The following is a 24,375-nucleotide window of genomic DNA, read 5'->3' on the forward strand; positions in this document are numbered from 1 at the left end:
TTTTTATGTGACTGCAATTGGGCAAATTATGACTCAGTTGCAGTATTGGCTTTTTTCGGTGGACGGCCACGTGGACGACGCGGGCGAGCAGCTTGCTTCTCGGCTTTTTCCGCTTCGCTGGCTTCAGCTTCCTCTACGGTCGCTTCTGCCACATCTTTGCTTTTTGCCACAGGCGCTTCTGTTTCAGCACTTGCTTCAGCTGGAGCAGCTTCTTCGACCTGAACTTCAGCTGGTGCAACTTCAGTGGTCACTTCTACTGGTGCTGCGGTTTCAGTTGCTGGTTCCGTCGGTTGAGTATTTTCCGTCGTTTCAACCACTGCTTCCGATGCTACAGGTGCTTCAGTTACAGCTGCTTCAACAGGTTCAGCTGGTGCTTCTACTGCTACAGGTTCTGGCGCAGCTTCAACTGACGGCGCGGCTTCCACCTTTGCCTGCTGTTTGGCTTGTTGCAAAGCCTGCTCCGCAGCCTGTTTGGCCAAACGGCGACGCTCACGTGGATCGTTGGCAACACGCTTGTCTGAGACCGGTTTTGGTGGGTTCAGGTCCAGGACTGGAGCAGGCTCTGCTTCAACCTTGGCTACCGTTACTTCAACATCACGGGTGACCGGTTTTTTCTCTGCAGCAGCAGGCGCTGCGGCAGCCACCAGACTCGCGTTGTACTCTTTCGTGAACTTTTCTAAAGCACGGTTGAAGGTTGGTAATAAACCAAACTGTTCGATCAGCACTGAGCAGTCTTCACCATAGACATGACGAATCAGGCTACCAATGGTGAACTGGCCCAAAGTTGGCACTTGTGACGGTGTTAACTGCTGAGCTGCAGGTTGTTGCGACTGTGCTGCACGCTGCTGGCGACGACGCTGACGCGGATCGTTGCTGGCCCGGGTTTTTTCAGACGTTGCTTCAGTCGCTACAATTTCTTCCACAGGAGCTGTCAATGTGGCTTCAACCACATTTTCAGCTGCAGCCGCTTCAACTGGCGCATCTGCCGGTGCAGTGACTTCAACTGCTGGCGTTGCAACTGTAGCATTGTCATTCAATGCCACGATTTCGCTTTTTGCCTGGTCAATATTTACGACCATTGCTGTTGGCATCACATCCGGACGGGGTGCATCGACCAATTCAACACGAAGCTGCTTGTCATTGACGGCCGGCGCTTCAACAACTGCAGGAGCTGCCTGAGGCGCTTGTTCGTTCAGAACACTTGGATCGCGGTGGCGATTTGGGCGTTCCGGACGTTGCTGGTTGCGGCGGTCACGGCGCGGCATTGCCTGTTGTGGCTGTTGTTCATTGTTCTGAACATCATTTTGCTGCGCTGGCTCGTTGTGATGCTGACGGCGAGAATGACGCTTGTTTTCACGTGCTTCATGGCGTTGTTCTTGACGAGACACCTGAACCACTTCTTCATGCACTTGATGTTGCTGAGGTGCAGGAGCTTCAGACTGAACCTGCTCGCGCGGTTCTTTGTGCTTCGGGTTCGGGTTGCGCGGTTTCTTGTTGTGACGTGGTGCTCTTTCTTCACGCTCTGCCGGTTTTTCTGCCGCATCACGTTCCTGTTTTTGTGCAACAGTCGATGGTGCCAGGTAAGCATTATTGTTGCTTGATACAGCAGCAGGTTGTGCTACGTGCTGTGGTGCTGGCTGTGCAACCGGTGCAGCCACCTGACCGAACTGGCCACGACTTACCGCACCGCCATTGATCATTTGTTCAATCGCTGCTGCAGCATTATTGGCAGTACGTGATGGATCAACAGTCGCTGCCTGTTTTTGTACAAACAGGTTTTCTAACCATGCACATGGGCTGCTTGAAGCCACTGGAGCTGCTGCCTGTACAGGTGCTTGCTGTGCCACTTGCGGTTGAGCCGGCTGGTTTTGTGGATTGCGGCGTTTATTGTTATTACGGCCGTTGTTTTGTTGCGGCTGTGAAGGCGCTGGTGCTGCGTGTTGCGCATGCTGCTCTTCTTCTAGATGCCATTCAGAAGACTCATAGCCCAATTCTTTTTCACTTGAACGGGTCGCTTCGGTACGTTCATAGCTGGTTGGGGCAAAGCCTTCGGCATTATAGGTAATTTCATAATGCGGTGTTTCTAGATGTGGATGCGGCAATACTGTCACACGTACATTCGAGGTCTGTTCCAGATATACCAGGGTATGACGCTTTTCATTCAACATGAATGCAGCAATTTCGACCGGAACTTCGACCTGAACTTCACCTTGACGTTCACGCAGCGCAATCTCTTCCACTTTACGCATGATTGAAAGTGAAAGTGAACGCAAGTCACGTACCATGCCGGTACCATGACAGCGTGGGCAGACATAGCCAGTCGCTTCTTCAAGAGAAGGACGTAGACGCTGACGGCTCATTTCCATCAGGCCAAAACGTGACAATTGACCGAATTGAATACGGGCACGGTCACTCTGGGTCGCTTCACGAAGTTTCGCTTCCACCATACGCTGGTTGCGATCTTTGGTCATGTCGATAAAGTCGATCACCACCAGGCCGCCGATATCGCGTAAACGCAATTGACGCGCAATTTCTTCTGCAGCTTCAATATTGGTGTTCAGCGCAGTATCTTCAACATCACTACCGCGGGTCGATTTTGCTGAGTTGATATCGATCGACACCAAAGCTTCAGTTTGATCGATGACGATCGAACCGCCAGAAGGCAGTTTTACTTCACGTTCATAGGCAGTCTGAATCTGGCTTTCAATCGCGAAATGAGCAAATAAAGGCTCATTTAAGGTATAGGTTTTTAGTTTGTCGAGTTGACGTGGCATCACTGCTTTTACGAAGTTATAAGCTTCGTTATAGGCTTGCTCAGAGTCAATCAGAATTTCCGCAACATCATCACGCAGGTAGTCACGAATGGCACGTGTCACCACACCCGCTTCCTGATGCACCAACATTGGAGATGGGCCAGAACTTGCTGTTTTCTGGATTTGTGCCCAAAGGTCAAGCAGATGTTGCAGATCAAGTTGCAGCTCTTCTTGTGAACGGCCGATGCCGGCAGTACGCACAATCACGCTCATGCCACGTGGTACGTTAAGCGTCGCCAGCATTTCTTTCAGTTCTTCACGCACAGCACCAGAAATTTGACGGCTGATACCACCACCTTTCGGGTTGTTTGGCATTAAAACCAGGTAACGGCCAGCAAGTGAAATAAACGTAGACAGGGCAGCGCCTTTATTGCCACGCTCTTCTTTTTCCACCTGAACCAAAAGCTCGGTGCCTTCCGTGATCAGTTCACGGATATTTGAGGTCTGGCGTGGATCGGCTTTGTAATATGAGTTTGCGATTTCACGCATCGACAGGAAGCCTTGACGACCTGCACCATATTCGACGAATACAGCTTCTAAAGAAGGCTCAACGCGAGTCACGTGACCTTTATAGATATTGGATTTTTTTTGTTCACGGGTACGATTCTCTAAATCAAAATCGTAAAGACGCTGACCAGTGACAAGTGCAACGCGAATTTCTTCGGCATGTGTTGCATTAATCAACATACGTTTCATGGGTGTAACACCTTATAGTGATACACAGCAAAAAATCGCTATACACGTAGCGAACATCACACATCACGGATCAATGGCTCAAATCTGCAATGAATTTCATTGTGGTCTGAGTCTTTTCTTACCGGCTTCTACTTGTATAGATAGGCTTCGGTTTTGATTCACGTATTGATGATGGCAATACGGCTTCAATCTTTAAACGGATTAAAGTCACCTGAACGCTTCACTGGCGGACGAGCGGTGCATTGGATGTATGTAACTTTCACTGTCACATTGCTCGAAGATCATCCCTTCTTTATAGAAAGTGTCTTGATACGGAATTGTCGTCGTATCTTTACAAACTGTGCAGATCCAATGCATCGACGCTGTAGCCTGAAGTCGTCTTCAGGGTGCGACTAATCTGATGTGTATCAGTTTACGTTTAAAAACCAACGAAAGTTGGCGACATATTTTTTAAGACAAACTGATTTATGTACCTGAGGTACAATTAAACGCAACAGTTTGCTTTGTTTGCCGATATAATAAGCCTTCGGCGTCGGCATAATTCTTTGGGGACCTTCCCGTATCATGTGAGTCTTTAATTGAACAATCAAGTTCAGAAAAATCTGAAATGATTCAACTTTTACCCACAAACGATGGTTTCCGTGCGCTGACTATATCAAACCTTGCATCATCTGCCTATGGGCTAAGCTTATGTTTCTTGTGTAAAGCATAACCTAAGTGATCAGTTTTTAATCAATTTTAGTATTTTTTGGGTCATAGTAACTGTATGAATTCTACGCAACAATGGCAAAACGTCACTTGGTTTGAAGTGGATGAACATCAAGATGGACAACGCATCGATAATTTCCTGTTTAGTCGTCTGAAAGGTGTACCAAAAAGCCGTATCTATCGCCTGATTCGTGAAGGCCAGGTGCGCGTCAATAAAAAACGCATCAAGGCGGAAACCAAACTGGCGATTGCTGATCAGATTCGTGTTGCACCGATCCGTTATGAGCAAAAAGATGAATCTGCTGCGCCCATTTCTGACAAGGTTGCCAATGGTTTGTTGACCCGCGTGATCTATGAAGATGAAGGTCTGATGGTGGTGAATAAACCTTCGGGCATCGCAGTACATGGCGGTAGTGGTGTCGCATATGGTCTGATCGAAGGCTTACGTGCAGCGACTGGGAAAAAATATCTGGAACTGATTCATCGTATTGACCGTGACACGTCTGGTCTGGTGATGATCTCGAAAAAACGTAGCGTACTGAAAAGCTTACAGGACATGCTGCGTGAACATAAAATTAAAAAAACCTATGCTGCTGTGGTCAAAGGTAACGTAGCACTTGACCGTCAGTTGATTGATGCGCCTTTACATCGGTATGAGCTGGCCAATGGCGAGCGTCGTGTCTGTGTATCGCCGAAAGAAGGTAAAGAGTCGAAGACGCAGTGGAATGTGCAGGAACGCTTTATGCATGCCACACTGGTCTATGCCTCTCCGCTTTCGGGTCGTACCCATCAGATTCGTGTGCATGGTCTCAGTATCGGTCATCCGCTGGTTGGTGATGAAAAGTATGGTCATGAAACTGGCTATAACGGCCCTAAACCACGCCGTCTTTGCCTGCATGCCATGCGTCTGGAAATTCCGGGTTATGCCATGATTGAAGCACCTTTGCCGGAAGATATGCAGAGTCTGGTGGCACAGTTAAGAGCACAGAAAGCGGATAAGCCGACGGCTCAGTAAAGACTTATTTTTTCTTTTAATAAATTCAATCCACCCTAACCCTCTTTCTTAAAGAGGGTTAGGGGAGATTTTAGGCATTAAACCTCTCTCTACCCTCTTCTACAAGGAGAGGGCTAGAGAGAGGTGGTAAAGCTACCTAACCTTGAATCAAATTTAGGAAACCTTATGAACACACCTGTAAAACTGGTCATTTTTGATTGGGATGGCACGTTATTTGATTCGGTCAGTCAAATCGTGGCGAGTTTGCAGTTTGCAGCACAACAGTTTCAGCAGCCTTTAAGCGATGAAGACGCGAAAAGCATTATCGGCTTAGGTTTGCCTGAAGTGGCACAGCGTTTATTTCCGAATGTGCCTGAATTGCATGCCAATATTTTACAAAGCTATTCAGAACACTATGTGGCAAACTCTTCCGGAGATTCCTGGTTTGAAGGGGTGGCACATATGCTTGCGGATTTGCAGCAACACGGTGTGAAGCTGGCAGTGGCGACGGGTAAAAGCCGTAAAGGTCTGGATCGTGTCTTGAAGCAGACCAACAGTGAGCAGCTGTTTGTGACCACGCGTGCTGCCAGTGAAACCCGTTCCAAACCAGATCCACTCATGTTAGAAGAAATACTGGCAGAAACGGGTGTACAGGCCGAACATGCGCTTATGGTCGGTGACACTTCTTATGATCTGGAAATGGCACAAAATATGGCCATGCCAAGTATTGGTGTCAGCTATGGCGTGCATGAACCTGAGCTTTTGGCGCAATTTAATCCGATCTGTATCGTAGATGATGTGACCGCTTTACATGCGGCATTGTTGGCTAAAGTCCAATGGAAACAAGCGATTTAATCTATTATCTTGGTTACAGTAAAAAATGGTATTTCCCCGGTTTAAAACTGCCGGGGAGCGCCACAGATTTAAGCGTTTGCTCTTATCTTTTAGTCTAAAGTCGCAATTATGTTGATTTTATTCGGTCAGATTAGCGGAGTTTTTCTGCTAAATGATGATGCATTTTAAATACTAAGATTTTGTTTTGTCTTGGTTTTTATGGATTTTCTTTATAGATAATAGCTATAGCAAAAAATAAAATAACTATTGGCATAAAAGCCGTATTTTTCCCATTCTAAAACTGTTTATTCCTATGCTCGCTCTGAGAAAGGTAATCCTGACGGATTATCGGCCTGATCATGTCCATATTTTCTGTCCATCTTAGATCTCAGCATAAGCCTAATTTTTGCAGTTTAAGGAAACATTGATGTCGAATTCTGCTGTTGTTGAATCAGTTGCACAAGCCCTTCGTAGCGCTGAATTATCACAAACTGCGATCGCGCCGATTCGCCCAGAACTGGGTGGTGAAAGTGCTGACGTAGATATTGCCTATGCCGTTCAAGAAGTGAATACCGAGCGCGCTTTGTCTGAAGGTCGCCGTCTGGTAGGCCGTAAAATTGGTTTAACCTCTAAAGTGGTTCAAGCGCAACTCGGCGTAGATCAGCCTGACTTCGGCATGTTGTTTGCTGACATGGCCTATGGCGATGGTGAAGTAATTCCTGCAGGTCTGCTGATTCAACCTAAGGTTGAAGCGGAAATCGCATTGGTAATTAACCAGGATTTGACCAAAGAAAAACATACCTATGCAGACATTATCAGCGCGACTGAGTATGCCCTGCCTGCAGTTGAAGTGGTCGATAGCCGGATCGAAAACTGGAAAATCAGTTTAATTGATACAGTTGCAGATAACGCATCTTCCGCAGCATTCGTTTTAGGTTCTCAACCTGTAAAACTTGAAAACCTTGATCTGGTGAACTGCAAAATGGTCATGACGCGTGGTGACGAAGTTGTGTCTCAAGGTGTGGGTAAAGCATGTCTGGCCAATCCACTCAATGCTGCAGTTTGGCTGGCAGATGAAATGGTACGCCGTGGTCGTCCATTACTTGCAGGCGACATTATCTTAACAGGTGCCTTAGGGCCTATGGTTGTGGCTCAACCAGGCGATGAATTCAAAGTTGAAATTGAAGGCTTCGGTTCTGTTACAGCTGCATTTGCTGCTGAATAATCGAGATTCCAAGAGAGTACATTCATGAAAAAGATTAAATGTGCAATGATCGGTCCAGGTAATATTGGTACGGATTTGCTTTACAAGTTACAACGCAGCGAATGGTTAGAGCCAGTGTGGATGGTGGGGATTGACCCGACCTCTGAAGGTCTGGCACGTGCTGCAAAAATGGGTTTAAAAACCACCGCTGAAGGTGTGGATGGTCTTCTGCCTCACGTGATTGCAGATGATATTAAAATTGCATTCGATGCAACGTCTGCTTATGTACATGCTGAAAACAGTCGCAAGCTCAATGAACTTGGCGTACTGATGATTGACTTGACGCCTGCTGCGATCGGTCCATTCTGCGTACCACCGGTCAACCTGGAAGCATTGCTTGCGGGTGGCGAAGTACCAAACGTAAACATGGTCACCTGTGGTGGTCAGGCAACGATTCCGATGGTTGCTGCAGTTTCTCGCGTTCAACCGGTTGAATATGGTGAGATCATTGCAACGGTATCGACTAAATCAGTAGGTCCAGGTACACGTAAAAACATTGATGAATTTACCCGTACCACTGCCGGTGCCATTGAGAAAGTGGGCGGCGCGAAACAGGGTAAAGCGATTATCATCATCAACCCGGCTGAGCCACCACTGATGATGCGTGACACAGTTCACTGTCTGGTAGAAGGTGAACCGGATCAAGCAGCGATCACTGAATCTGTACACGCAATGATTAAAGAAGTTCAAAAATATGTACCGGGTTACAAGCTTGTCAATGGTCCAGTTTTTGATGGCAACCGCGTGTCAATTTACTTAGAAGTTGAAGGGCTTGGTGATTTCCTGCCGAAATATGCGGGTAACCTTGACATCATGACTGCTGCTGCAGCACGTACTGCAGAGATGTTTGCAGAACACGTATTCAATAAAGACGCTTAAGGAGCAACCACATGTCTAAGATTATTGTTCATGATATGACTTTGCGTGATGGTATGCACCCACAGCGCCATCAAACCACTGTTGAGCAAATGATTGCGATTTCAACAGCACTTGATGATGCAGGCGTACCTTTAATTGAAGTCACGCACGGTGACGGCCTTGGCGGTTCATCCGTCAACTACGGTTTTGCTGCTGCGACTGACGAAGAATATTTAACAGCTGTTGTACCACGTATGAAGAATGCAAAAATTTCTGCATTACTTCTACCTGGTATCGGTACGGTTGACCATTTAAAAATGGCGCATGAAATTGGTGTTTCTACTATTCGTGTTGCAACGCACTGTACAGAAGCGGATTGCTCAGAACAGCACATCACTGCTGCGCGTAAGTTAGACATGGACACAGTGGGCTTCCTAATGCTTGCTCACATGGCGACTCCTGAAAAACTGCTTGAAGAAGCAAACAAGATGGTGTCTTACGGTGCAAACTGTATCTATGTCACTGACTCAGCAGGCTATATGCTTCCTCAAGATGTCATCGATCGTGTTGGTCATTTACGTCAACACTTGGACCCAAGCATTGAGCTCGGTTTCCACGGTCACCATAACTTGGGTATGGGTGTATCGAATACGGTTGCTGCGGTACAAGCCGGTGCAGTACGTGTTGACTTGGCATCTGCAGGTTTGGGTGCGGGTGCGGGTAATACACCACTTGAGTTGTTCATTGCGGTTGCAAACCGTATGGGCATGGACACTGGCGTTGACTTGTTCAAAGTACAAGACGTTGCTGAAGATCTGGTCATTCCAATGATGCACAACCCGATCCGTGCCGATCGTGATGCAGCAACTTTGGGTTATGCGGGTGTGTATTCTTCATTCCTGCTGTTTGCTAAACGCGCTGAAGCAAAATATGGCGTTTCTGCACGTGAAATCCTGATGGAGCTTGGTCGTCGTGGTACGGTCGGTGGTCAGGAAGACATGATTGAAGATTTAGCATTAACCATGTCTAAAGCGCGTGAGTTACAAGCTTAACTTTTAATCGCTCAGTATTAAAATAAGTTTGATAAAAAAGCATCCAAATTGGGTGCTTTTTTATTTTAAATGAGACTGATTAATATATTAAAACTCTGGGGTGAGATGTTTTAGTGATAATATTGTAGGGCGATTATTTTGGCTTTATATTTTCCTTAAACATAAAAACGATAAATAAAAAATGGCTGCTGAAAGATTTTAAAAAATTTACTCTTATTAATAGAAGAAACAAAAGTTTGAATTAAATATCTGGTCAATTTTTTATTTTAATTAATCGTTTTAAAATCTAAGCGATTGGTTGCTTGAGGAGAGGTCTGAAATATCGGCCGATGAAAGCAGAAAATCTTAATACTGTGGTCGGATTTTTTATTTAAATCGACTTGCGCATGATGGCGACATAGATTTTATCTGTTAAATGGGGAACTCATGATGCGTCGTCAAAACTTATGGATAGCAATGTTTGCTGCGATAGCAACTTTAGGAACAACTGCAGCGAATGCAGATTTTATTGACGACAGTAATGTGCAATTAAAATTTAAAAATTTCTATTTAGATCGCCAGTATCAAGATGATGCTTCATCACGTAACTGGGGTTCTTGGTCACAAGGGGTGACTCTGGATGCCAAGTCGGGTTATCACGATATTGGCGGTGGGATAAAGGTCGGTGCTGATGTGCTAGTTCAACATGCAGTTAAACTCAAAGGTCGTGATAAGAATCCGGATTGGGTTTTACCGCATGATGGCAAGCAATCAAAAGACCATTTCGGTAAAGTCGGTGCAACCTTAAAAGCCAAGGTTTCAGAAACCGAATTAAAAGTTGGTGAATTACGCCCAGTGTCGCCAGTTTTAGTGTTTGATCCATCGCGTCAGTTGTTAACAACTTATAGCGGTGCATGGTTAGAGTCGAAAGAGCTTAAAGATACTAAGCTTACACTGGCTTATATTGACGGGATTAACAACCGTTATGACAACCAGTTCCGTGATTTAACCAAATTTAATCCACCACAATTTGATAATGGTGCAGAAGCGGATGGGATGTGGATTGCCGGTATAGATCACCAGCTGACAAAAGAGTTGGGTGCAAGTTATTGGTATGCCGATGTTCAAGACATTTACCAGCAGCATTATCTGGGTGTGAGTTACAAAATCGGGTTAGGTGAAAAAACCAAATTAGATAGTCATGTGCGTTATTTCAATAACTCCGAATCTGGCGATAAATTGTATGGTGAGATTGACAACCAGGCATTATCGGTAGCTGCAAAAATCAATCATGGTGCACATACGGTCGGTGTGGGTTATCAGCAAATGTTTGGTGACAGTGCATTCCCGACATTGGGAGGCTGGGTGCCACAGCCTTATTTGGCAAACTGGGGAGTCGCAACTTTCACAGCGCCGGAAGAAAAGTCATGGCATGTGTCTTATGGTTATGACTTTTCTGAAGTCGGCTTGAAGGGACTAAATGCAACAGCGATTTATTTCAAAGGCTATGATCAGCAAGGTACCGGAGCATATCAAGGTCAGAACTTCAATACGGATGAAGTGAATGCAATCGTCAATTACACTGTGCCAGAAGGTAAATTAAAAGGTTTAGGCGTACAGGGCATGTATATTGATGTGAATTTTGCAAATCCAGCAAAACCAGACCTTCAGGAATACCGTGTAGCAACCACTTATACCTATAAATTCTAATTCTGCTGCCTTGATCAAGAGCGCTATCCGGTGTAGCGCTGTTTTTCTATCTGCACATAAACTAAATCCTGAAAATAAATAAGGGTTTTGATATTAAAATAACCATATAAAACATAAACTTAAATTATATTTATTTTGTAGTGTGCAATCGTAATTTTGTATCAGTTGATCCGTCTTGAGCGGTTAAGATAAGGATGTAAAAAAGTCATTTTAATGAGTCAACTTGACGTCGAATTCTTGAAAAGAGAGGGACACGCAAGCGAAAGACTGTAAGAGGAAGTAATATGAGCACTGTTCAAATCCCTGACTATCAAACAGATCCGTTCTTTGGCTTGGAAGACAAATGGATTGAAACTGCTGAAGGTGAGTTGACCCATTACCACGAAATTGGTGAAGGTACGCCTATTCTATTTTTACACGGTTCAGGCACAGGTGTATCTGCTGCGGCAAACTGGTGGTTAAACCTGCCACAAATTGGTGAGCAAGCACGTTGTATCGCGATTGATACCATTGGTTATGGCCAAACTGTGGTTGCGCCAAACACTGAATATGGTATTCGTGCCTGGGTAGACCATGCGATCCGTACGCTAGATGCTTTGGGTATCGAAAAAACCTGGTTAGTGGGTAACTCTTTAGGTGGCTGGTTGGCATTCCAGTTGGCACTGGATTATCCAGAGCGCGTTTTGGGTATCGTGTCTATGGGGACAGGCGGTGCGAAACAAACTGCTGCACTCAAAGCGCATGCAAACCCGGTGTTGACTGAAGAAGGCATCAAGAAAACCTTGTCAATGTTTGTGGTAAATAAAGACTTGATCACGGATGAACTGGTTAAAGTTCGCTTTGCTTCTGCTGCAAATGACTATGCATCAAATCGTTTGATGGATGTAGTTGGCGCACGTGACCGTGACCGTTTCGAATTCCCGCTTGATTTCGAAAAAATGAAAGATATTACTGTGCCAGTGTTACTGATTCATGGTACGCAAGACGTGGTCATTCCAGTATCACGTACTTGGGACATCCTGAATGTGGTTCCAAATGCTGATGCGCACATCTTCAGCCAATGTGGTCACTGGTCTCAAGTTGAGAAAGCAGACGAATTCAATACTGTGATCAAAAACTATCTTGCTGTTCACGGCGTAAAATAATTTTACCGTGTTTTAAAAAGGGATGGCTTCGGTCATCCTTTTTTTGTGGGCAAAATATTGAACAGAATGTACTTAAGTGCATATGATTCTCATTTGTATAGGTTCATGTAAAAATCTAATTATTTTTAGCAAGTTATTAAATTTAAGCCGAGAAAAAACTGACTTAACTTTTATTAGACTTAAGTTGTAAATGAAGGGAGTTTAGGGTGAAAAACAGGCAGTATTAGCCTAGATCAGGCGACCAATTAAGGAGCTACAGATTGATCCTTTATCAAAAAATAGAATTTAAAATAAATTTTTTAGCAAAAAATGATAAAACAAAAAAGCACATGCTACTCAAAAGTTGAATGGCATATGCTTGATCGGGGATGGAGCGGGATTAGTCCTGTTCGTCGCGGTTAATGTCCAGATAAAACACCCGAGTTAATAGCTCAAGAAATTTGGTTACCGCATAGGATTTGTTGTTTTTGTGGTAACTGACATACAGATCCAGATATGGCAGTTCCACGTCCAGAGGGCGAATTACGGTATTGTCCATGGTCAGCGGTACAATATAGCCTGGTAATATGGTGCAGCCCAAGCCGATACCAATCGAGTTGATATTGAACAGGATATTATCCGCTTTCTGTACGATGTTGAGCTCAACGTTATTGGCTTTGGCAAAGTCCAGAATGGCATGATGCAAAGTATGTGACTGCTCTGCTGATGGAATAATAAAATCAATACCATTCAATGCTTTAACTGGAATTCTCTCGTATTTTGCCAGAGGGTGATCTTTAGGTAATATAAAAATCAAAGGCTCACGAATTACAAACTGGCTTTCAATTTCATCACTATTGAAGTTATGACGGGTAAAAGTCAGATCCAGATCACCTTTTTTCAACAGACGCATTTGTTCATTATTGTTCAGGCTGAGCAATTCAATTTTTAAATCCGGATTTTGCACACGCAGATTTGGCAAGATATACGGGAAGATTTTCATCTCGGCCACTGGAACAAAACCAATCCGTAGCATTTGCTGCTTGGCTTGTGACACCTGACGTGCCATGGCAACGGCCTTGTCTGCTTGTGCCAGGGTCAGGCGCGCCTGTTCCAGAAATACGGCACCTTCTTCGGTCAGCTCCACTTTACGTTTGGTTCGGTTGAGTAGCTTGACGCCGACATCTTCTTCCAGGTCTTTGATTTGCTGGCTAAGTGAGGGTTGAGCCGTATAAAGTTTAAGTGCTGCCTTACTAAAGTTCAGTTCTTCAGCAACGGTGATAAAGTAGCGAAGGTGTCGTAATTCCATGTCATCAGCCCGAAGAGTAATCCAAAAAATGTCTTACTATAATTTCATAGAAGTATAATCTATAAACAACTATGTCGTGAAGGTTATTTTGATATTTAGAAAGTAAATACTCTTGAGATATTTATTAATGTTTTAATATCAGAACAAGCACGTGGAATAATTGCTTAAAGCTATTAATTGAAACAAAAAAAATATTTCCCCAAAATCAATCCAAAATCCATTATCCATTCGAATTGAGTCTATTTACTTTGTGCCTTGATGGGTCACAGGAGAGCTTTTCATGAGTGGAAAAATTGATGTGCGTGAAATCGACGCTTTAGTCGATGCACAAAATGGGCGTATCACTCCATCTATCTATACAGATCCAGATATTTACGAATTAGAACTTGAACGCGTTTTTGGCCGTACTTGGTTGTTCCTTTGTCATGAAAGCCAGATTCCAAAGGCGGGTGACTTCTTCAATACCTATATGGGTGAAGATCCGATCATCGTGGCACGTCAAAAAGATGGCTCAATCAAAGCATTCTTAAACCAGTGCCGTCACCGTTCTATGCGTGTGAGTTTCGCAGACTGTGGTAATACCCGTGCATTCACTTGCCCATACCACGGCTGGTCTTATGGCATTGACGGTTCTTTAAAAGACATTCCGCTTGAAGAACGTGCTTACCCACAAGGTGCATGTAAAGAGCAATGGGGCTTGGTCGAAGTGAATCGTGTCAAGTCTTACAAAGGCCTGGTATTTGCTTGTTGGGATGAAACCACACCTGATCTTGAAGAATACATGGGCGATATCGCCTGGTATCTAGATGGTGTACTTGACCGTCGTCCAGGTGGTACAGAAATTATCGGTGGTGTACACAAATGGGAAATCGAGTGTAACTGGAAATTTGCAGCGGAACAGTTTGCATCTGACCAGTATCATGCCTTGTTCTCTCATGCATCTGCGATCCAAGTCCTTGGCGCAAAACCAGATGATGAAGCATCGAAAAAACTTGGTGCTGCACAAACGGCTCGTCCAGTTTGGGAAACGGCTAAAGATGCACTTCAGTACGGTTCACGTGGTCACGGTTCAGGTTTCTTCTTTACAGAGAAACCAGATGCAAACGTATGGGTCGACGGTGAAGTAGCCAACTACTTCCGCGAAACTTATGAAGAAGTGAAAGAGCGTTTAGGTGAAGTCCGTGCCCTGCGTCTTGCAGGTCATAACACCATGTTCCCGACCTTGTCTTGGTTGAACGGTACGGCAACGCTTCGTGTATGGCACCCACGTGGTCCAAACAAAACTGAAGTATGGGCATTCTGTATTGCGGATGCTGAAGCATCACAAGAAGTGAAAGAAGCATTTGAACGTTCTGCAACGCGTGCTTTCGGTCCTGCTGGTTTCCTAGAGCAAGATGACTCTGAAAACTGGATCGAAATCCAGAAAGTTTTACGTGGTTATAAAGCCCGTCAAAACAAACTCATTATGGAAATGGGTAAAGGTAACGAGAAAATCCGTGAAGACGGTATTCCGGGGATCACCAACTATATTTTCTCTGAAACTGCAGCACGTGGCATGTACCGCCGCTGGGCAGATTTATTGATCCATGAAAAATGGGAAGACGTTGAAGCAGCAGCTGACGCATACGAGAAGGAGCTTATGAAATGAGTCAAGTGAGTTTAGAACTTCATCATCAAATCAGTCAGTTCCTGTATCGCGAAGCAAAATTGCTGGACGACTGGAAATTCCGCGATTGGTTGGATACCTTGGCTGAAGATATTTCTTATACGCTACGTACCACACCAAACGCGCAAACCCGTGACCGTCGCCGTTCAGTTGAGCCACCGACGACTTGGGTATTCAACGATACCAAAGACCTTTTAGAGCGTCGTGTCGCACGTCTTGAAACCGGTATGGCTTGGGCTGAAGAGCCTCCATCACGTACCACTCACATGGTGAGCAACGTGATCGTAGAGCCAGCTGAAGTTGAAGGCGAATACGACGTATATGTAACCTATTTGCTATATCGTACGCAAAAAGAGAAAGACATTGTCATTTACTGCGGTAAACGCCATGACAAGATCCGTAAAGTTGAAGGCGGCCTCGGCTTCCAGATCTTCAACCGTAAGATCATGCTGGATCAAGCGACCTATAGCTCACATAACCTGAGTGTATTCTTCTAATGAATAAGATTTTTGTTTGCCAAGTTGACGAATTAGACGAAGGCGAAGCGCTAAAAGTAGATTGCGGCGTGAATGGTATTGATGCATTGGCAGTATTCAATAACGGTGGTGAGTTCTTCGCAATGAACGACCGCTGTTCACACGGCAATGCGTCTATGTCTGAAGGTTATCTGGAAGACGACGGTACAGTGGAATGTCCACTTCATGCTGCACGTTTCTGTTTGAAAACAGGTGAGGCACTTTGCTTGCCAGCAACTGATCCAATTCAAACATTCCCAGTAGTGGTTGAAGACGGCGCATTATATGTAGAGATGGCAGGAGAGTAATCATGGGTTGGCTACAAGGCGAAGTTGCACTTATTACCGGTGGTGGTTCAGGCTTAGGCTGGGCGCTAGTGGAACGTTTCCTGGAAGAGGGTGCACAAGTTGCCGTTCTTCAACGTTCAAAAGCAAAAGTGGAGGCATTAAACGAACACTTTGGCGGTAAAGTTCTTGCGATTGAAGGCGATGTAGCCAGCTATGCAGACAACGTTCGTGCAGTGAATGCCACTGTAGAGCGTTTCGGCAAACTCGACTGTTTCGTCGGCAATGCCGGGATCTGGGATCATTATGCCGATATCGTCAACACCTCTGGTGAGCAGCTGGAAAAAGCCTTTGACGAGATTATGGGGATTAATACCAAGTCACTCATTCTCGGCGCGAAGGCTGCACTGGAGGCATTGATCGCTTCTGAAGGTTCTATCATATTTACTTTGTCTAATTCGGCACTGTACTCCGCTGGCGGAGGCCCTGTATATACTGCATCTAAGCATGCAGGGGTGGGTATTATGAAAGAATTGGCCTATGAGCTTGCGCCTAAAGTACGAGTGAATGCGGTTGCACCGTCAGGTATGAATGTGAATATCAAAGGCGCAGCGTCGCTCGGTCAGGAAAATGTTGGCCTGCTCGATGCACGTGATCCTGAGAAAATTGCACGTGGTATGCCACTGAATTTCTTGCCTGAACCGGAAGATATGACAGGTTCATACGTACTCTTGGCATCTCGTCAAAATAACCGTCCTTTGACTGGCGTTCTGATCAATGCAGAATGCGGTCTGGGAATTCGTGGCTTACGTCAGCCCCGTGCCGGTTTCTTTGACGAATAAAAATCTGCTTTTAAAAATCTCCCCTTACCCCTCTTTATAAAAGAGGGGGAAAATCTCCCTCCTTTTTAAAGGAGGGTTGGGGAGGATTTAAGTCTTCCTTTTTGGAGTCTCTCATGGCCGTTAAACTTATTTGTGCATCGCACAGTCCTTTAATGGAATTTGCTTCACCACAGGAAAAGCGTAAAGAACAAGCCGTTCGTGATGCTTTTGAAAAACTCTCTGCTGAAGTAAAAGCTTACGACCCAACTCTGATCATCACCTTTGGTCCTGACCATTTTAATGGTTTCTTCTATGACCTGATGCCAAGTTTCTGTGTCGGTATTCGTGCCAAAGCTGCGGGTGACTGGGATTATGGTAAAGACAATGATCACATTGATGTACCTGAAGACAAAGCATTAGGTTTGGTTCGACGTGTACTAGATGAAGGTGTAGACGTTGCATATTCTTACCGTATGCAGGCGGATCATGGGGTGACTCAGCCATTACACTTCCTGTGTGACGGCAAACTCGATCGTTATCCAACGATTCCAATTTTTATTAATGGCGCTGCAGCACCGATGCCAACCCCCAAGCGTACCATTGCTTTAGGTCGTGCGGTCGGTCAGTTTATCAAGTCACTGAATCTTGAAAACGAACGCGTACTGGTTCTGGGTACGGGCGGTCTGTCGCATGATCCACCCACACCGCAAATGGGTTCGGTTCCACCACAAGTAGAAGAATTCCTGATTGCAGGTCGTAATCCAACGCCTGAAGCACGTGAAGCACGTCAGGGCAAAGTCATTGCAGTCGGTCAGAAACTGGCAGCAGGCGATACTTCGGTTGCAGTTCCTTTAAATGCTGAATGGGATCGTGCACTACTTGAAACCTTCAAGAACGCTGATTTCGCGACCTTAGAAGCCATGACAGAAGATGAAATTCGTCGTGACGGCGGTCGTGGTGGTCAGGAAGTCCGTTCCTGGATGGCGGCATTTGCAGCCTTAAGCGAAATGGGCGAATACGACATGACAACACACTGCTATGAAGATATCAGTGAATGGATTGCGGGCTTCGGCATCGTATCTGCAGAGTTAAAAGGTTAATTGACATGAGCAACATCGAAACCATCGTAATTGTAGGGGCTGGCCAGGCAGGTGCAAGCGCGATTTTAGAACTTCGTGGCAACAAGTACGCAGGTAAAATCATTCTGATTGGTGATGAAACGCATCTTCCTTATGAGCGTCCGCCACTGTCGAAAGACGTGATTCTAAAACCTGAGGACACCAAGATTGAAATTCTGTCAGCAGAAAAACTGGCTGAACTTGGCGTGACCACCATTCGTGGCAATGGCGTGAGTCAAATCAACGCGACCGCGAAAACGGTTGAACTTCAAAATGGTGATGTTGTTGCTTATGACAAATTGCTTCTCGCAACAGGCGGTGCCGCGCGCCGTCTGCCAAACTTCGATGCTTTGGGCAAACATGTTTATACGCTTCGTAACCTTGAAGATTCACAAGCCTTGGTTCCTGTATTGCAAGCAGGTCAACGTATTCTGCTGATCGGTGGCGGTGTGATCGGTCTTGAACTGGCATCCTCTGCGCGTTACAAAGACTGTCAGGTGACTGTGCTTGAGCAGGGACCAATGGTAATGGGTCGTTGTTCACCGCGTATTTTAAGTGAATTTCTGCTTGAACAACATCGTCTGGCAGGCGTAGATGTTCGCTTAAATACTCAAGTTGCAGCTTGCCGTTTAGATGGTGAAGAAATTGTGGTGACTTTAGCTGATGGCGAAGAGTTACGTGCTGATGCTGTGGTTTATGGAATCGGAATTGTGCCAAACGCACAGCTTGCCATTGCAGCCGGTTTAGATGCTGATCTTGCGATCAAGGTCAATGAAAATTGCCAGACTTCAAATGCCGATATTTATGCAGCAGGTGATGTCGCGACACAACTTCGTGAAGACGGCGAATTCCGCCGTGTCGAGACTTGGGAAAATGCCAATCTTCAGGCAGGCATTTTTGCGCGTCATGTCATGGGTGTCGAACATCCAAAAGCCAATCCGGCCTGGTTCTGGACCGATCAGCTCAATATCAACTTCCAGTTTGTCGGTGATATGGCAGCGACCCAATGGCTGGTTCGTGGTGACATGGATGCAGCCAAAGGCGCAGACAATTCATTCGTGATGTATGGTGTGACCGATGGTCAAATCGTTGCCGGTATTACCGTGAATGCGGCCAAAGAAATGCGTCATCTGAAAAAAATGATCAGCAAGAATACGGCTTTTGAAGCTGAAAAACATTTGGATCTGACACAAGACTTACGCAAAATTGCTTAAGTTGTATTGAGATATCTTGGAACAGACCTATGTTTTGCATAGGTCTGTTTTTTTATGTTGATCGAATACTCTCTATATGATCACTACCTCAAGTTTCAGTTTTGGTTTGTATTACTTTGCGTAGGTAATGCCTCACTTTTGAGAGATGAGCCATACATGGCGCAAGGTGACAAAAATCTTTTTCTAAACTGAGGATATGTCCATATATCCCAGTTTAGCGGCGGCATCCATGCCGCAATCAGTATTGTCGATTGTGGATTTGAACGAGAAGTTAGTTCAACTCTTTCTGATTAACTTTAATTGAGTCTTTTATGAATTCAAATTCATCTCCCATGCTGGTGACGGCAAGTATTTATGCTTTACTGGTGCTGATTTGGGCCGCAACGCCTTTGGCGATTGTCTGGAGCGTGGCCGAGATTCACCCGATGTGGGTACTGATCATTCGCTATTTTGGCGCATCGATTATTGCGCTATTCCTGCTAAAAATCATGCGTGATCCTTTGCCTTTTGACAGCACCTCAATGAAAAGCTATCTGGCCGGCAGTCTGAATTTAATCGGTGCACAGCTGTTTATTTATCTGGCAGCCAATTATCTGACCTCAGGTCTGATGGCCCTGATTTTTGGTTTTTCGCCGCTGATTGCCGGTCTGATCGGGCATGTGATCTTAAAAACTCATCAGTTAGTGTGGCTGCAATGGTCGGGTATGGCTGTTGCCATTGCCGGACTGAGTTTTGTATTTTTAGATTCGGCAGACAGCAAGGTGAATCCTTGGGGTGTGGTGCTGATGCTGATCAGTATGGTGTCCTATATCAGTTCAATCTTCTGGGTCAAACAGATCAACGCACCTTTAAGCCCAATGTCACAAGCGACAGGTTCATTGCTGCTATCAGCAGCCGGTTCACTGCTCTTGATTCCATTTATCTGGCAGCATATGCCGACCCAGTTGCCTGGCACACAGGCGCTGATCGGGTTTGTATTTACCATGATCATGTCCTCGATTGTGGCGATGCTGTGTTATTTCTGGCTGATTCGGCGTTTAAATGCTTCAACAGTATCTTTGAGTAATGTCATGACGCCAGTCATCGCACTGGTACTTGGTGCGACTCTGAATCATGAAATCATCAGCAGTCATGCCTTTGCAGGAATTGCCGTGGTGATGTTCGGCATCATTATGTACTTTTGGAAAGAGTGGCGTGAGCAATACTTTTCCAAGCGCTAAATCTGTAGCAAATCAAAAGGGCGAAAGCCCTTTTTTATGCTTTAAATTTTTTAGATGAAAGAAGTCTATGGCTACATCCGTTCACAAGAGTTTAAGCAAGTTTATTTAGCAGATTGGCCAAATGTTAAAAATAGTAGATTTCATCGTCCGCACTCTCAATCGTTGCATAACTCAGGCATGCACGATCAAATCAGCACATTATGAGGATAAAATTTTGGCTGGAATCAGCAGAGTAGGGCTTGGTATGATTTTGTATTTTTTAAAAAACTGTATGCATCATGTTTTTCTCGACAGTACCCATAGTCCGGCCAGCCAGCAGGCTATCAGAGCGCTATTTTTTTGCTAAAATAACAAAAACATACATGATTGTCTGTGATGGATTTCATACTATACTCAAGTGCGCCTGTTTTTAGTTTGTATGCTCATTAAAAGATGCGTCGCCTGACCATTTCAAGCGGTTGCTGTCTTGCATATAGCGAATAATAAATAGTGGATGTTTATGCAAGATCTTCTCAAAACTAAAAAATTTCAGTTAACCACGGAGTCCAGCTGGAAACATCTCTGGTCTAAGCCGGTATTTGAGTATCTGCATTCAGATCATTTCAATGGACAACAGTTTCGTAATCTCGAGCATCCTGCTCGGGCGCACAGTCGTTTTGACTTATATAAATGGCTCATTACCCGAAAATCCAAAACCTGGAATATCAATCTCGACGCAGAACGTGCCGAGTTTTTTGCGCGACCGCGTGCATTGCCACAGCAGCGTCCCGATGCGCCTTTAGATGACTGGCAAATCTGGTTTATTGGTCACGCCACTGTGCTCATTCAAATCGGGCCTTATAATTTCCTGACCGATCCGGTCTGGGCTGAATATGCCAGTCCTTCTGCATCCACTGGTCCGCAGCGGGTCATTCCTGCCGGTATTGCGCTAGATGAACTGCCACATATTGATGCTGTGCTGCTCAGCCATAACCACTATGATCATATGGATCTGGCCACGCTGGAATGGTTGCATAGCACATTTGAAATGCCAATTTATACCGGACTGGGCAATGCCTGGTATTTGCCAAAGCACTATACGGTGCATGAGATGGACTGGTGGGAAAATGCATTTTTTGAAGAAATCCGCATTGTCTATACGCCGGCACAGCATGCCTCGGGGCGCGGTATGCGTGATCAGAATTGTGCTTTGTGGGGTGGCTTTTCCTTATTGCATGGTCAGGAACATTGTTTCTTTGCCGGAGATAGTGGTTATGCCTCGCATTTTAAAGAGGTTCGTAAACGTCTGGGTGCACCGCGAATTGCCTTGCTGCCGATTGGCGCTTATGAGCCGCGTGAACTGATGCGCGCCATCCATATGAATCCGGAAGATGCCTTTCATGCCCATCATGACTTGCAGGCCAAATGTTCCCTGGCGATTCATTACCGGACTTTCCAGCTGACGGATGAAGACCGGGATGCACCGGAACACGAATTGCATGAGCTCATCAAGCATTCTTCCAAGCTGATCAATCCATTTTACTGCATACGTGAAGGCAAACGGATTATTGTCTAATGTTGAATAGGCAGAGGGTTAGGTTTAGACCTGTTTAGCAGATCACCGCATCGCGGGTATGGTAGGGTTTAAAGAGGCTTCGCGTCAGGTTCAGATTCCACCATGTTGCACAGATGAGAAGGATAATAAAATGACCAGAACATTAGAGATTACTGAACAGACCACACTGGGCGAGTTGGTCACTTTCTTTCCCGCCATTACCCCGCGACTGAATGCGTTACAGATAGATTACTGCTGTCAGGGCGATCGGAGTTTACAAACCGCGATGCAGGAAACCGGACTTGCTGCCGATTTTTTAAATGAAATCCAGCAGGCCTATCAACAGTATTTAACTCAGGAACAGACCGATGTACCAGTCAGTGAATCATCTGATCAGGAATTAATTGATTTAATTCTCTCTGTTCATCATGTGCCGGAACGAGCGCTCTGGAAAGAGCTGGATGAACTGGTCAATAAAATTTTACTGGTGCACTTTAAGCATGATCCAGAACGTTTATTGGCACTGCATCGTTGTTTTAGCTTGCTTAAAATGGAACTTGAACAGCACTTTGCCAAAGAAGAGAAAATTTTGTTTCCAGCTTTGCGGCTTGAAACAAAGTCTGCAGCAGATTTAGACAAAATTAAAAGTTTAATTGCAGAACTTGAAGATGAGCATGATGCCGCAGGCCAGTTGATTAAACAGATCATTGAACTGACCGGGCATTTTACCCCGCCGGATTATGCCTGCCCAACGGTCAAAGTGGTCTATGCCAAACTGCATGAACTGGTCGATGATGTGTTTTTACACATTGCTAAAGAAAATAGCGTGTTGTTTAAGCGCTATACTAGCTAAATTCTCAAGGCTCTAAACTAAAAAAAGCCCCTATCGAAATAGGGGTATTTTATTGCTTTATATTTTTAGTGAATCTTTAAGGGCAAAGATTACAGCACACCTGGCTGACCCAGTGCAGGATCAGTTGCACGAGCAGCTTGGGCATCAGCAACCGTCATGCCTAATGCAGTAGCAACGCCTTCACCATAAGCTGGGTCACATGCATAACAGTTACGGATATGACGGTACTTAATGAAGTCTAGAGCATCGCCCATCGCACGTGCGGTGTTATCAAACAGGGCCTGTTTTTGCTCAGGGTTCATCAGGTTGAACAATGCGCGTGGCTGGCTGAAATAGTTGCTATCATCTGCAAGGTAATCCCAGAAATCTGCATCACCGCGAATTTTCAATGCCGGTTCGCGGTATTGTGGCTGTTCTTGCCATTGGTGGAAGCTGTTTGGCTCATAGTGTGGCAAGCTGCCATAGTTGCCATCCATACGACCTTGGCCATCACGACGGTTTGAGTGCACCGGACAACGTGCTGCGTTCACTGGAATTTGTGAATGATTCACGCCTACACGGTAACGTGCAGCATCGGCATAGTTAACTAAACGCGCTTGTAGCATGCGGTCTGGTGAGTAGCTAATCCCCGGAACAAGGTTACTTGGTGCAAAGGCGGCTTGTTCAACATCCTGGAAGTAGTTTTCTGGGTTGCGGTTCAGTTCAAATTCACCCACTTCAATCAGTGGATATTCACCCTTCGGCCAGACTTTAGTCAGGTCAAATGGATGATATGGTACTTGTTCTGCCTCAAGTTCTGGCATGATTTGTACGAACAGGGTCCATTTCGGGAAGTCCCCACGTTCAATCGCATTGTACAGGTCAGTCTGGCTGCTTTCGCGGTCACGACCAACCAGTTCTGCTGCCTCGGCATCGGTCAGGTTTTGAATGCCTTGTTGCGTGCGGAAATGGAATTTCACCCAGAAACGTTCATTGTTGGCATTGATGAAGCTGTAGGTATGGCTACCAAAACCATGCATGTGACGATAACCGACTGGAATACCACGATCTGACATCACAATGGTGACTTGGTGCAATGCTTCCGGCAGCAATGTCCAGAAATCCCAGTTATTGGTCGCATTACGCAAGTTGGTGCGTGGGTCGCGTTTTACTGCTTTATTCAGGTCAGGGAACTGGCGAGGGTCGCGGAAGAAGAATACTGGTGTGTTGTTACCAACCAAATCCCAGTTACCTTCTTCGGTATAGAATTTCAGGGCAAAACCACGAATATCACGTTCTGCATCGGCAGCACCACGTTCACCGGCAACGGTAGAGAAACGCGCAAACATTTCAGTTTTTTTGCCCACTTCAGAGAAGATTTTAGCGCGGGTATATTGGCTAATGTCATGGGTCACGGTAAATGTACCAAAAGCACCTGAACCTTTGGCATGCATACGGCGCTCAGGAATCACTTCGCGAACAAAGTTAGCCAGTTTTTCATTCAGCCATAAATCCTGAGCAAGTAATGGACCACGTGCACCTGCGGTCATACTGTTCTGGTTGTCGACCACAGGCGCACCCGCTTCAGTGGTCAGGTGGGTAACAGGGCATTTTTTAAAATCTTGGCTCATTTTTCCTCTCCAAGTTTTGAATATCTTGTAGCGTTTATCCAGTATTTATAAAATATTGAGTTATCTGCGAAGGGCATCAGGTTTTACTCTATTTTCAATATCTTGATATAAATACTGTTAGCGCACAAAGTGGAATTCACAGGATATAATTGAGTGATGTCACTCAAAAAATATTTTTAAAGTTAATAAAGTCTAAAAT

At 45.3% G+C, this 24,375-nt stretch carries 19 protein-coding genes; 16 read left to right on the forward strand and 3 right to left on the reverse strand.

Going from position 1 to position 24,375, the window contains the following annotated elements; translation table 11 throughout:
- Positions 1-26: 26 nt before the first annotated feature.
- The gene (locus FTU42_RS01440) at positions 27-3,509 is read right to left on the reverse strand and encodes an Rne/Rng family ribonuclease (RefSeq protein WP_180082917.1); all 3,483 of its coding nucleotides are present in this window, start codon (positions 3,507-3,509) and stop codon (positions 27-29) included.
- 766 nt (positions 3,510-4,275) lie between these two features.
- Between FTU42_RS01440 and FTU42_RS01445 the strand changes: the two genes are divergently transcribed.
- From FTU42_RS01445 to FTU42_RS01475, 7 genes are all read left to right on the forward strand, one after another.
- On the forward strand, positions 4,276-5,232 hold the full coding sequence (locus FTU42_RS01445) for an RluA family pseudouridine synthase (protein WP_180082918.1): 957 nt from the start codon (positions 4,276-4,278) through the stop codon (positions 5,230-5,232).
- A 165-nt stretch (positions 5,233-5,397) separates the two neighbouring features.
- A complete protein-coding gene (locus FTU42_RS01450; RefSeq protein ID WP_100534661.1) occupies positions 5,398-6,066 on the forward strand; it encodes an HAD-IA family hydrolase in 669 nt (222 codons plus the stop codon).
- 406 nt (positions 6,067-6,472) lie between these two features.
- Complete coding sequence (locus FTU42_RS01455) at positions 6,473-7,270, forward strand: 2-keto-4-pentenoate hydratase (RefSeq protein ID WP_005095421.1); 798 nt, start codon at positions 6,473-6,475, stop codon at positions 7,268-7,270.
- A gap of 24 nt (positions 7,271-7,294) precedes the next feature.
- On the forward strand, positions 7,295-8,188 hold the full coding sequence (locus FTU42_RS01460) for an acetaldehyde dehydrogenase (acetylating) (RefSeq protein ID WP_004278526.1): 894 nt from the start codon (positions 7,295-7,297) through the stop codon (positions 8,186-8,188).
- Between the two features lie 11 nt (positions 8,189-8,199).
- Positions 8,200-9,219, forward strand: coding sequence for a 4-hydroxy-2-oxovalerate aldolase (gene dmpG, locus FTU42_RS01465; protein WP_004278525.1), 1,020 nt, complete (start codon positions 8,200-8,202; stop codon positions 9,217-9,219).
- A gap of 429 nt (positions 9,220-9,648) precedes the next feature.
- Positions 9,649-10,908 carry an OprD family outer membrane porin gene (locus FTU42_RS01470; protein ID WP_180082949.1) on the forward strand — a complete coding sequence of 420 codons (1,260 nt, stop codon included), beginning with the start codon at positions 9,649-9,651 and terminating at the stop codon, positions 10,906-10,908.
- 284 nt (positions 10,909-11,192) lie between these two features.
- Complete coding sequence (locus FTU42_RS01475; RefSeq protein WP_005095425.1) at positions 11,193-12,053, forward strand: alpha/beta fold hydrolase; 861 nt, start codon at positions 11,193-11,195, stop codon at positions 12,051-12,053.
- A gap of 379 nt (positions 12,054-12,432) precedes the next feature.
- On the opposite strand, the gene hcaR is transcribed toward FTU42_RS01475, so the two are convergent.
- Complete coding sequence (gene hcaR, locus FTU42_RS01480) at positions 12,433-13,341, reverse strand: DNA-binding transcriptional regulator HcaR (RefSeq protein ID WP_005172878.1); 909 nt, start codon at positions 13,339-13,341, stop codon at positions 12,433-12,435.
- A gap of 280 nt (positions 13,342-13,621) precedes the next feature.
- On the opposite strand from hcaR, the gene hcaE reads away from it, so the two are divergent.
- The 9 genes from hcaE to FTU42_RS01525 all read left to right on the forward strand — a co-directional run bounded on the left by hcaE (position 13,622) and on the right by FTU42_RS01525 (position 22,566).
- On the forward strand, positions 13,622-14,989 hold the full coding sequence (gene hcaE / locus FTU42_RS01485) for a 3-phenylpropionate/cinnamic acid dioxygenase subunit alpha (RefSeq protein WP_005095430.1): 1,368 nt from the start codon (positions 13,622-13,624) through the stop codon (positions 14,987-14,989).
- The gene (gene hcaF / locus FTU42_RS01490; RefSeq protein WP_005095432.1) at positions 14,986-15,504 is read left to right on the forward strand and encodes a 3-phenylpropionate/cinnamic acid dioxygenase subunit beta; all 519 of its coding nucleotides are present in this window, start codon (positions 14,986-14,988) and stop codon (positions 15,502-15,504) included. Before hcaE ends, hcaF begins: the two co-directional genes overlap by 4 nt.
- Positions 15,504-15,830, forward strand: coding sequence for a 3-phenylpropionate/cinnamic acid dioxygenase ferredoxin subunit (gene hcaC / locus FTU42_RS01495; protein ID WP_005095433.1), 327 nt, complete (start codon positions 15,504-15,506; stop codon positions 15,828-15,830). Before hcaF ends, hcaC begins: the two co-directional genes overlap by 1 nt.
- A 2-nt stretch (positions 15,831-15,832) precedes the next feature.
- Complete coding sequence (gene hcaB, locus FTU42_RS01500) at positions 15,833-16,648, forward strand: 3-phenylpropionate-dihydrodiol/cinnamic acid-dihydrodiol dehydrogenase (RefSeq protein WP_005172874.1); 816 nt, start codon at positions 15,833-15,835, stop codon at positions 16,646-16,648.
- A gap of 113 nt (positions 16,649-16,761) precedes the next feature.
- Positions 16,762-17,727 (forward strand): 3-carboxyethylcatechol 2,3-dioxygenase, encoded by a 966-nt coding sequence (locus FTU42_RS01505; RefSeq protein WP_074383973.1) that lies wholly within the window; start codon positions 16,762-16,764, stop codon positions 17,725-17,727.
- A gap of 5 nt (positions 17,728-17,732) precedes the next feature.
- Positions 17,733-18,959, forward strand: a complete 1,227-nt coding sequence (gene hcaD / locus FTU42_RS01510) for a 3-phenylpropionate/cinnamic acid dioxygenase ferredoxin--NAD(+) reductase subunit (RefSeq protein ID WP_159138786.1) — start codon at positions 17,733-17,735, stop codon at positions 18,957-18,959.
- Positions 18,960-19,270: 311 nt separating this feature from the next.
- On the forward strand, positions 19,271-20,179 hold the full coding sequence (locus tag FTU42_RS01515; protein ID WP_100534656.1) for a DMT family transporter: 909 nt from the start codon (positions 19,271-19,273) through the stop codon (positions 20,177-20,179).
- A 499-nt stretch (positions 20,180-20,678) separates the two neighbouring features.
- Positions 20,679-21,734, forward strand: coding sequence for an MBL fold metallo-hydrolase (locus tag FTU42_RS01520; protein ID WP_100329288.1), 1,056 nt, complete (start codon positions 20,679-20,681; stop codon positions 21,732-21,734).
- A gap of 130 nt (positions 21,735-21,864) precedes the next feature.
- Positions 21,865-22,566: a DUF542 domain-containing protein gene (locus FTU42_RS01525; protein WP_180001567.1), complete on the forward strand. Its 702-nt coding sequence runs from the start codon at positions 21,865-21,867 to the stop codon at positions 22,564-22,566.
- Between the two features lie 89 nt (positions 22,567-22,655).
- Here the strand turns inward: FTU42_RS01525 and FTU42_RS01530 are convergent, their stop codons facing one another.
- The gene (locus FTU42_RS01530; protein WP_180082919.1) at positions 22,656-24,176 is read right to left on the reverse strand and encodes a catalase; all 1,521 of its coding nucleotides are present in this window, start codon (positions 24,174-24,176) and stop codon (positions 22,656-22,658) included.
- Between the last annotated feature and the right edge of the window lie 199 nt (positions 24,177-24,375).

Source organism: Acinetobacter sp. YH12102, from assembly GCF_013419125.1.
Lineage (GTDB): Bacteria > Pseudomonadota > Gammaproteobacteria > Pseudomonadales > Moraxellaceae > Acinetobacter > Acinetobacter pseudolwoffii.

What these genes read in the sequence shown, in the direction of transcription:
- FTU42_RS01455 (WP_005095421.1), top strand. Translation starts at nt 6,473, where the DNA reads ATGTCGAATTCTGCTGTTGTTGAATCAGTTGCACAAGCCCTTCGTAGC.
- dmpG (WP_004278525.1), top strand. Translation starts at nt 8,200, where the DNA reads ATGTCTAAGATTATTGTTCATGATATGACTTTGCGTGATGGTATGCAC.
- FTU42_RS01530 (WP_180082919.1), bottom strand. Translation starts at nt 24,176, where the DNA reads ATGAGCCAAGATTTTAAAAAATGCCCTGTTACCCACCTGACCACTGAA.
- FTU42_RS01470 (WP_180082949.1), top strand. Translation starts at nt 9,649, where the DNA reads ATGCGTCGTCAAAACTTATGGATAGCAATGTTTGCTGCGATAGCAACT.
- FTU42_RS01525 (WP_180001567.1), top strand. Translation starts at nt 21,865, where the DNA reads ATGACCAGAACATTAGAGATTACTGAACAGACCACACTGGGCGAGTTG.
- hcaF (WP_005095432.1), top strand. Translation starts at nt 14,986, where the DNA reads ATGAGTCAAGTGAGTTTAGAACTTCATCATCAAATCAGTCAGTTCCTG.
- hcaE (WP_005095430.1), top strand. Translation starts at nt 13,622, where the DNA reads ATGAGTGGAAAAATTGATGTGCGTGAAATCGACGCTTTAGTCGATGCA.
- hcaD (WP_159138786.1), top strand. Translation starts at nt 17,733, where the DNA reads ATGAGCAACATCGAAACCATCGTAATTGTAGGGGCTGGCCAGGCAGGT.
- FTU42_RS01450 (WP_100534661.1), top strand. Translation starts at nt 5,398, where the DNA reads ATGAACACACCTGTAAAACTGGTCATTTTTGATTGGGATGGCACGTTA.
- FTU42_RS01520 (WP_100329288.1), top strand. Translation starts at nt 20,679, where the DNA reads ATGCAAGATCTTCTCAAAACTAAAAAATTTCAGTTAACCACGGAGTCC.
- FTU42_RS01505 (WP_074383973.1), top strand. Translation starts at nt 16,762, where the DNA reads ATGGCCGTTAAACTTATTTGTGCATCGCACAGTCCTTTAATGGAATTT.
- hcaB (WP_005172874.1), top strand. Translation starts at nt 15,833, where the DNA reads ATGGGTTGGCTACAAGGCGAAGTTGCACTTATTACCGGTGGTGGTTCA.
- hcaR (WP_005172878.1), bottom strand. Translation starts at nt 13,341, where the DNA reads ATGGAATTACGACACCTTCGCTACTTTATCACCGTTGCTGAAGAACTG.
- FTU42_RS01440 (WP_180082917.1), bottom strand. Translation starts at nt 3,509, where the DNA reads ATGAAACGTATGTTGATTAATGCAACACATGCCGAAGAAATTCGCGTT.
- FTU42_RS01445 (WP_180082918.1), top strand. Translation starts at nt 4,276, where the DNA reads ATGAATTCTACGCAACAATGGCAAAACGTCACTTGGTTTGAAGTGGAT.
- FTU42_RS01475 (WP_005095425.1), top strand. Translation starts at nt 11,193, where the DNA reads ATGAGCACTGTTCAAATCCCTGACTATCAAACAGATCCGTTCTTTGGC.
- FTU42_RS01460 (WP_004278526.1), top strand. Translation starts at nt 7,295, where the DNA reads ATGAAAAAGATTAAATGTGCAATGATCGGTCCAGGTAATATTGGTACG.
- FTU42_RS01515 (WP_100534656.1), top strand. Translation starts at nt 19,271, where the DNA reads ATGAATTCAAATTCATCTCCCATGCTGGTGACGGCAAGTATTTATGCT.
- hcaC (WP_005095433.1), top strand. Translation starts at nt 15,504, where the DNA reads ATGAATAAGATTTTTGTTTGCCAAGTTGACGAATTAGACGAAGGCGAA.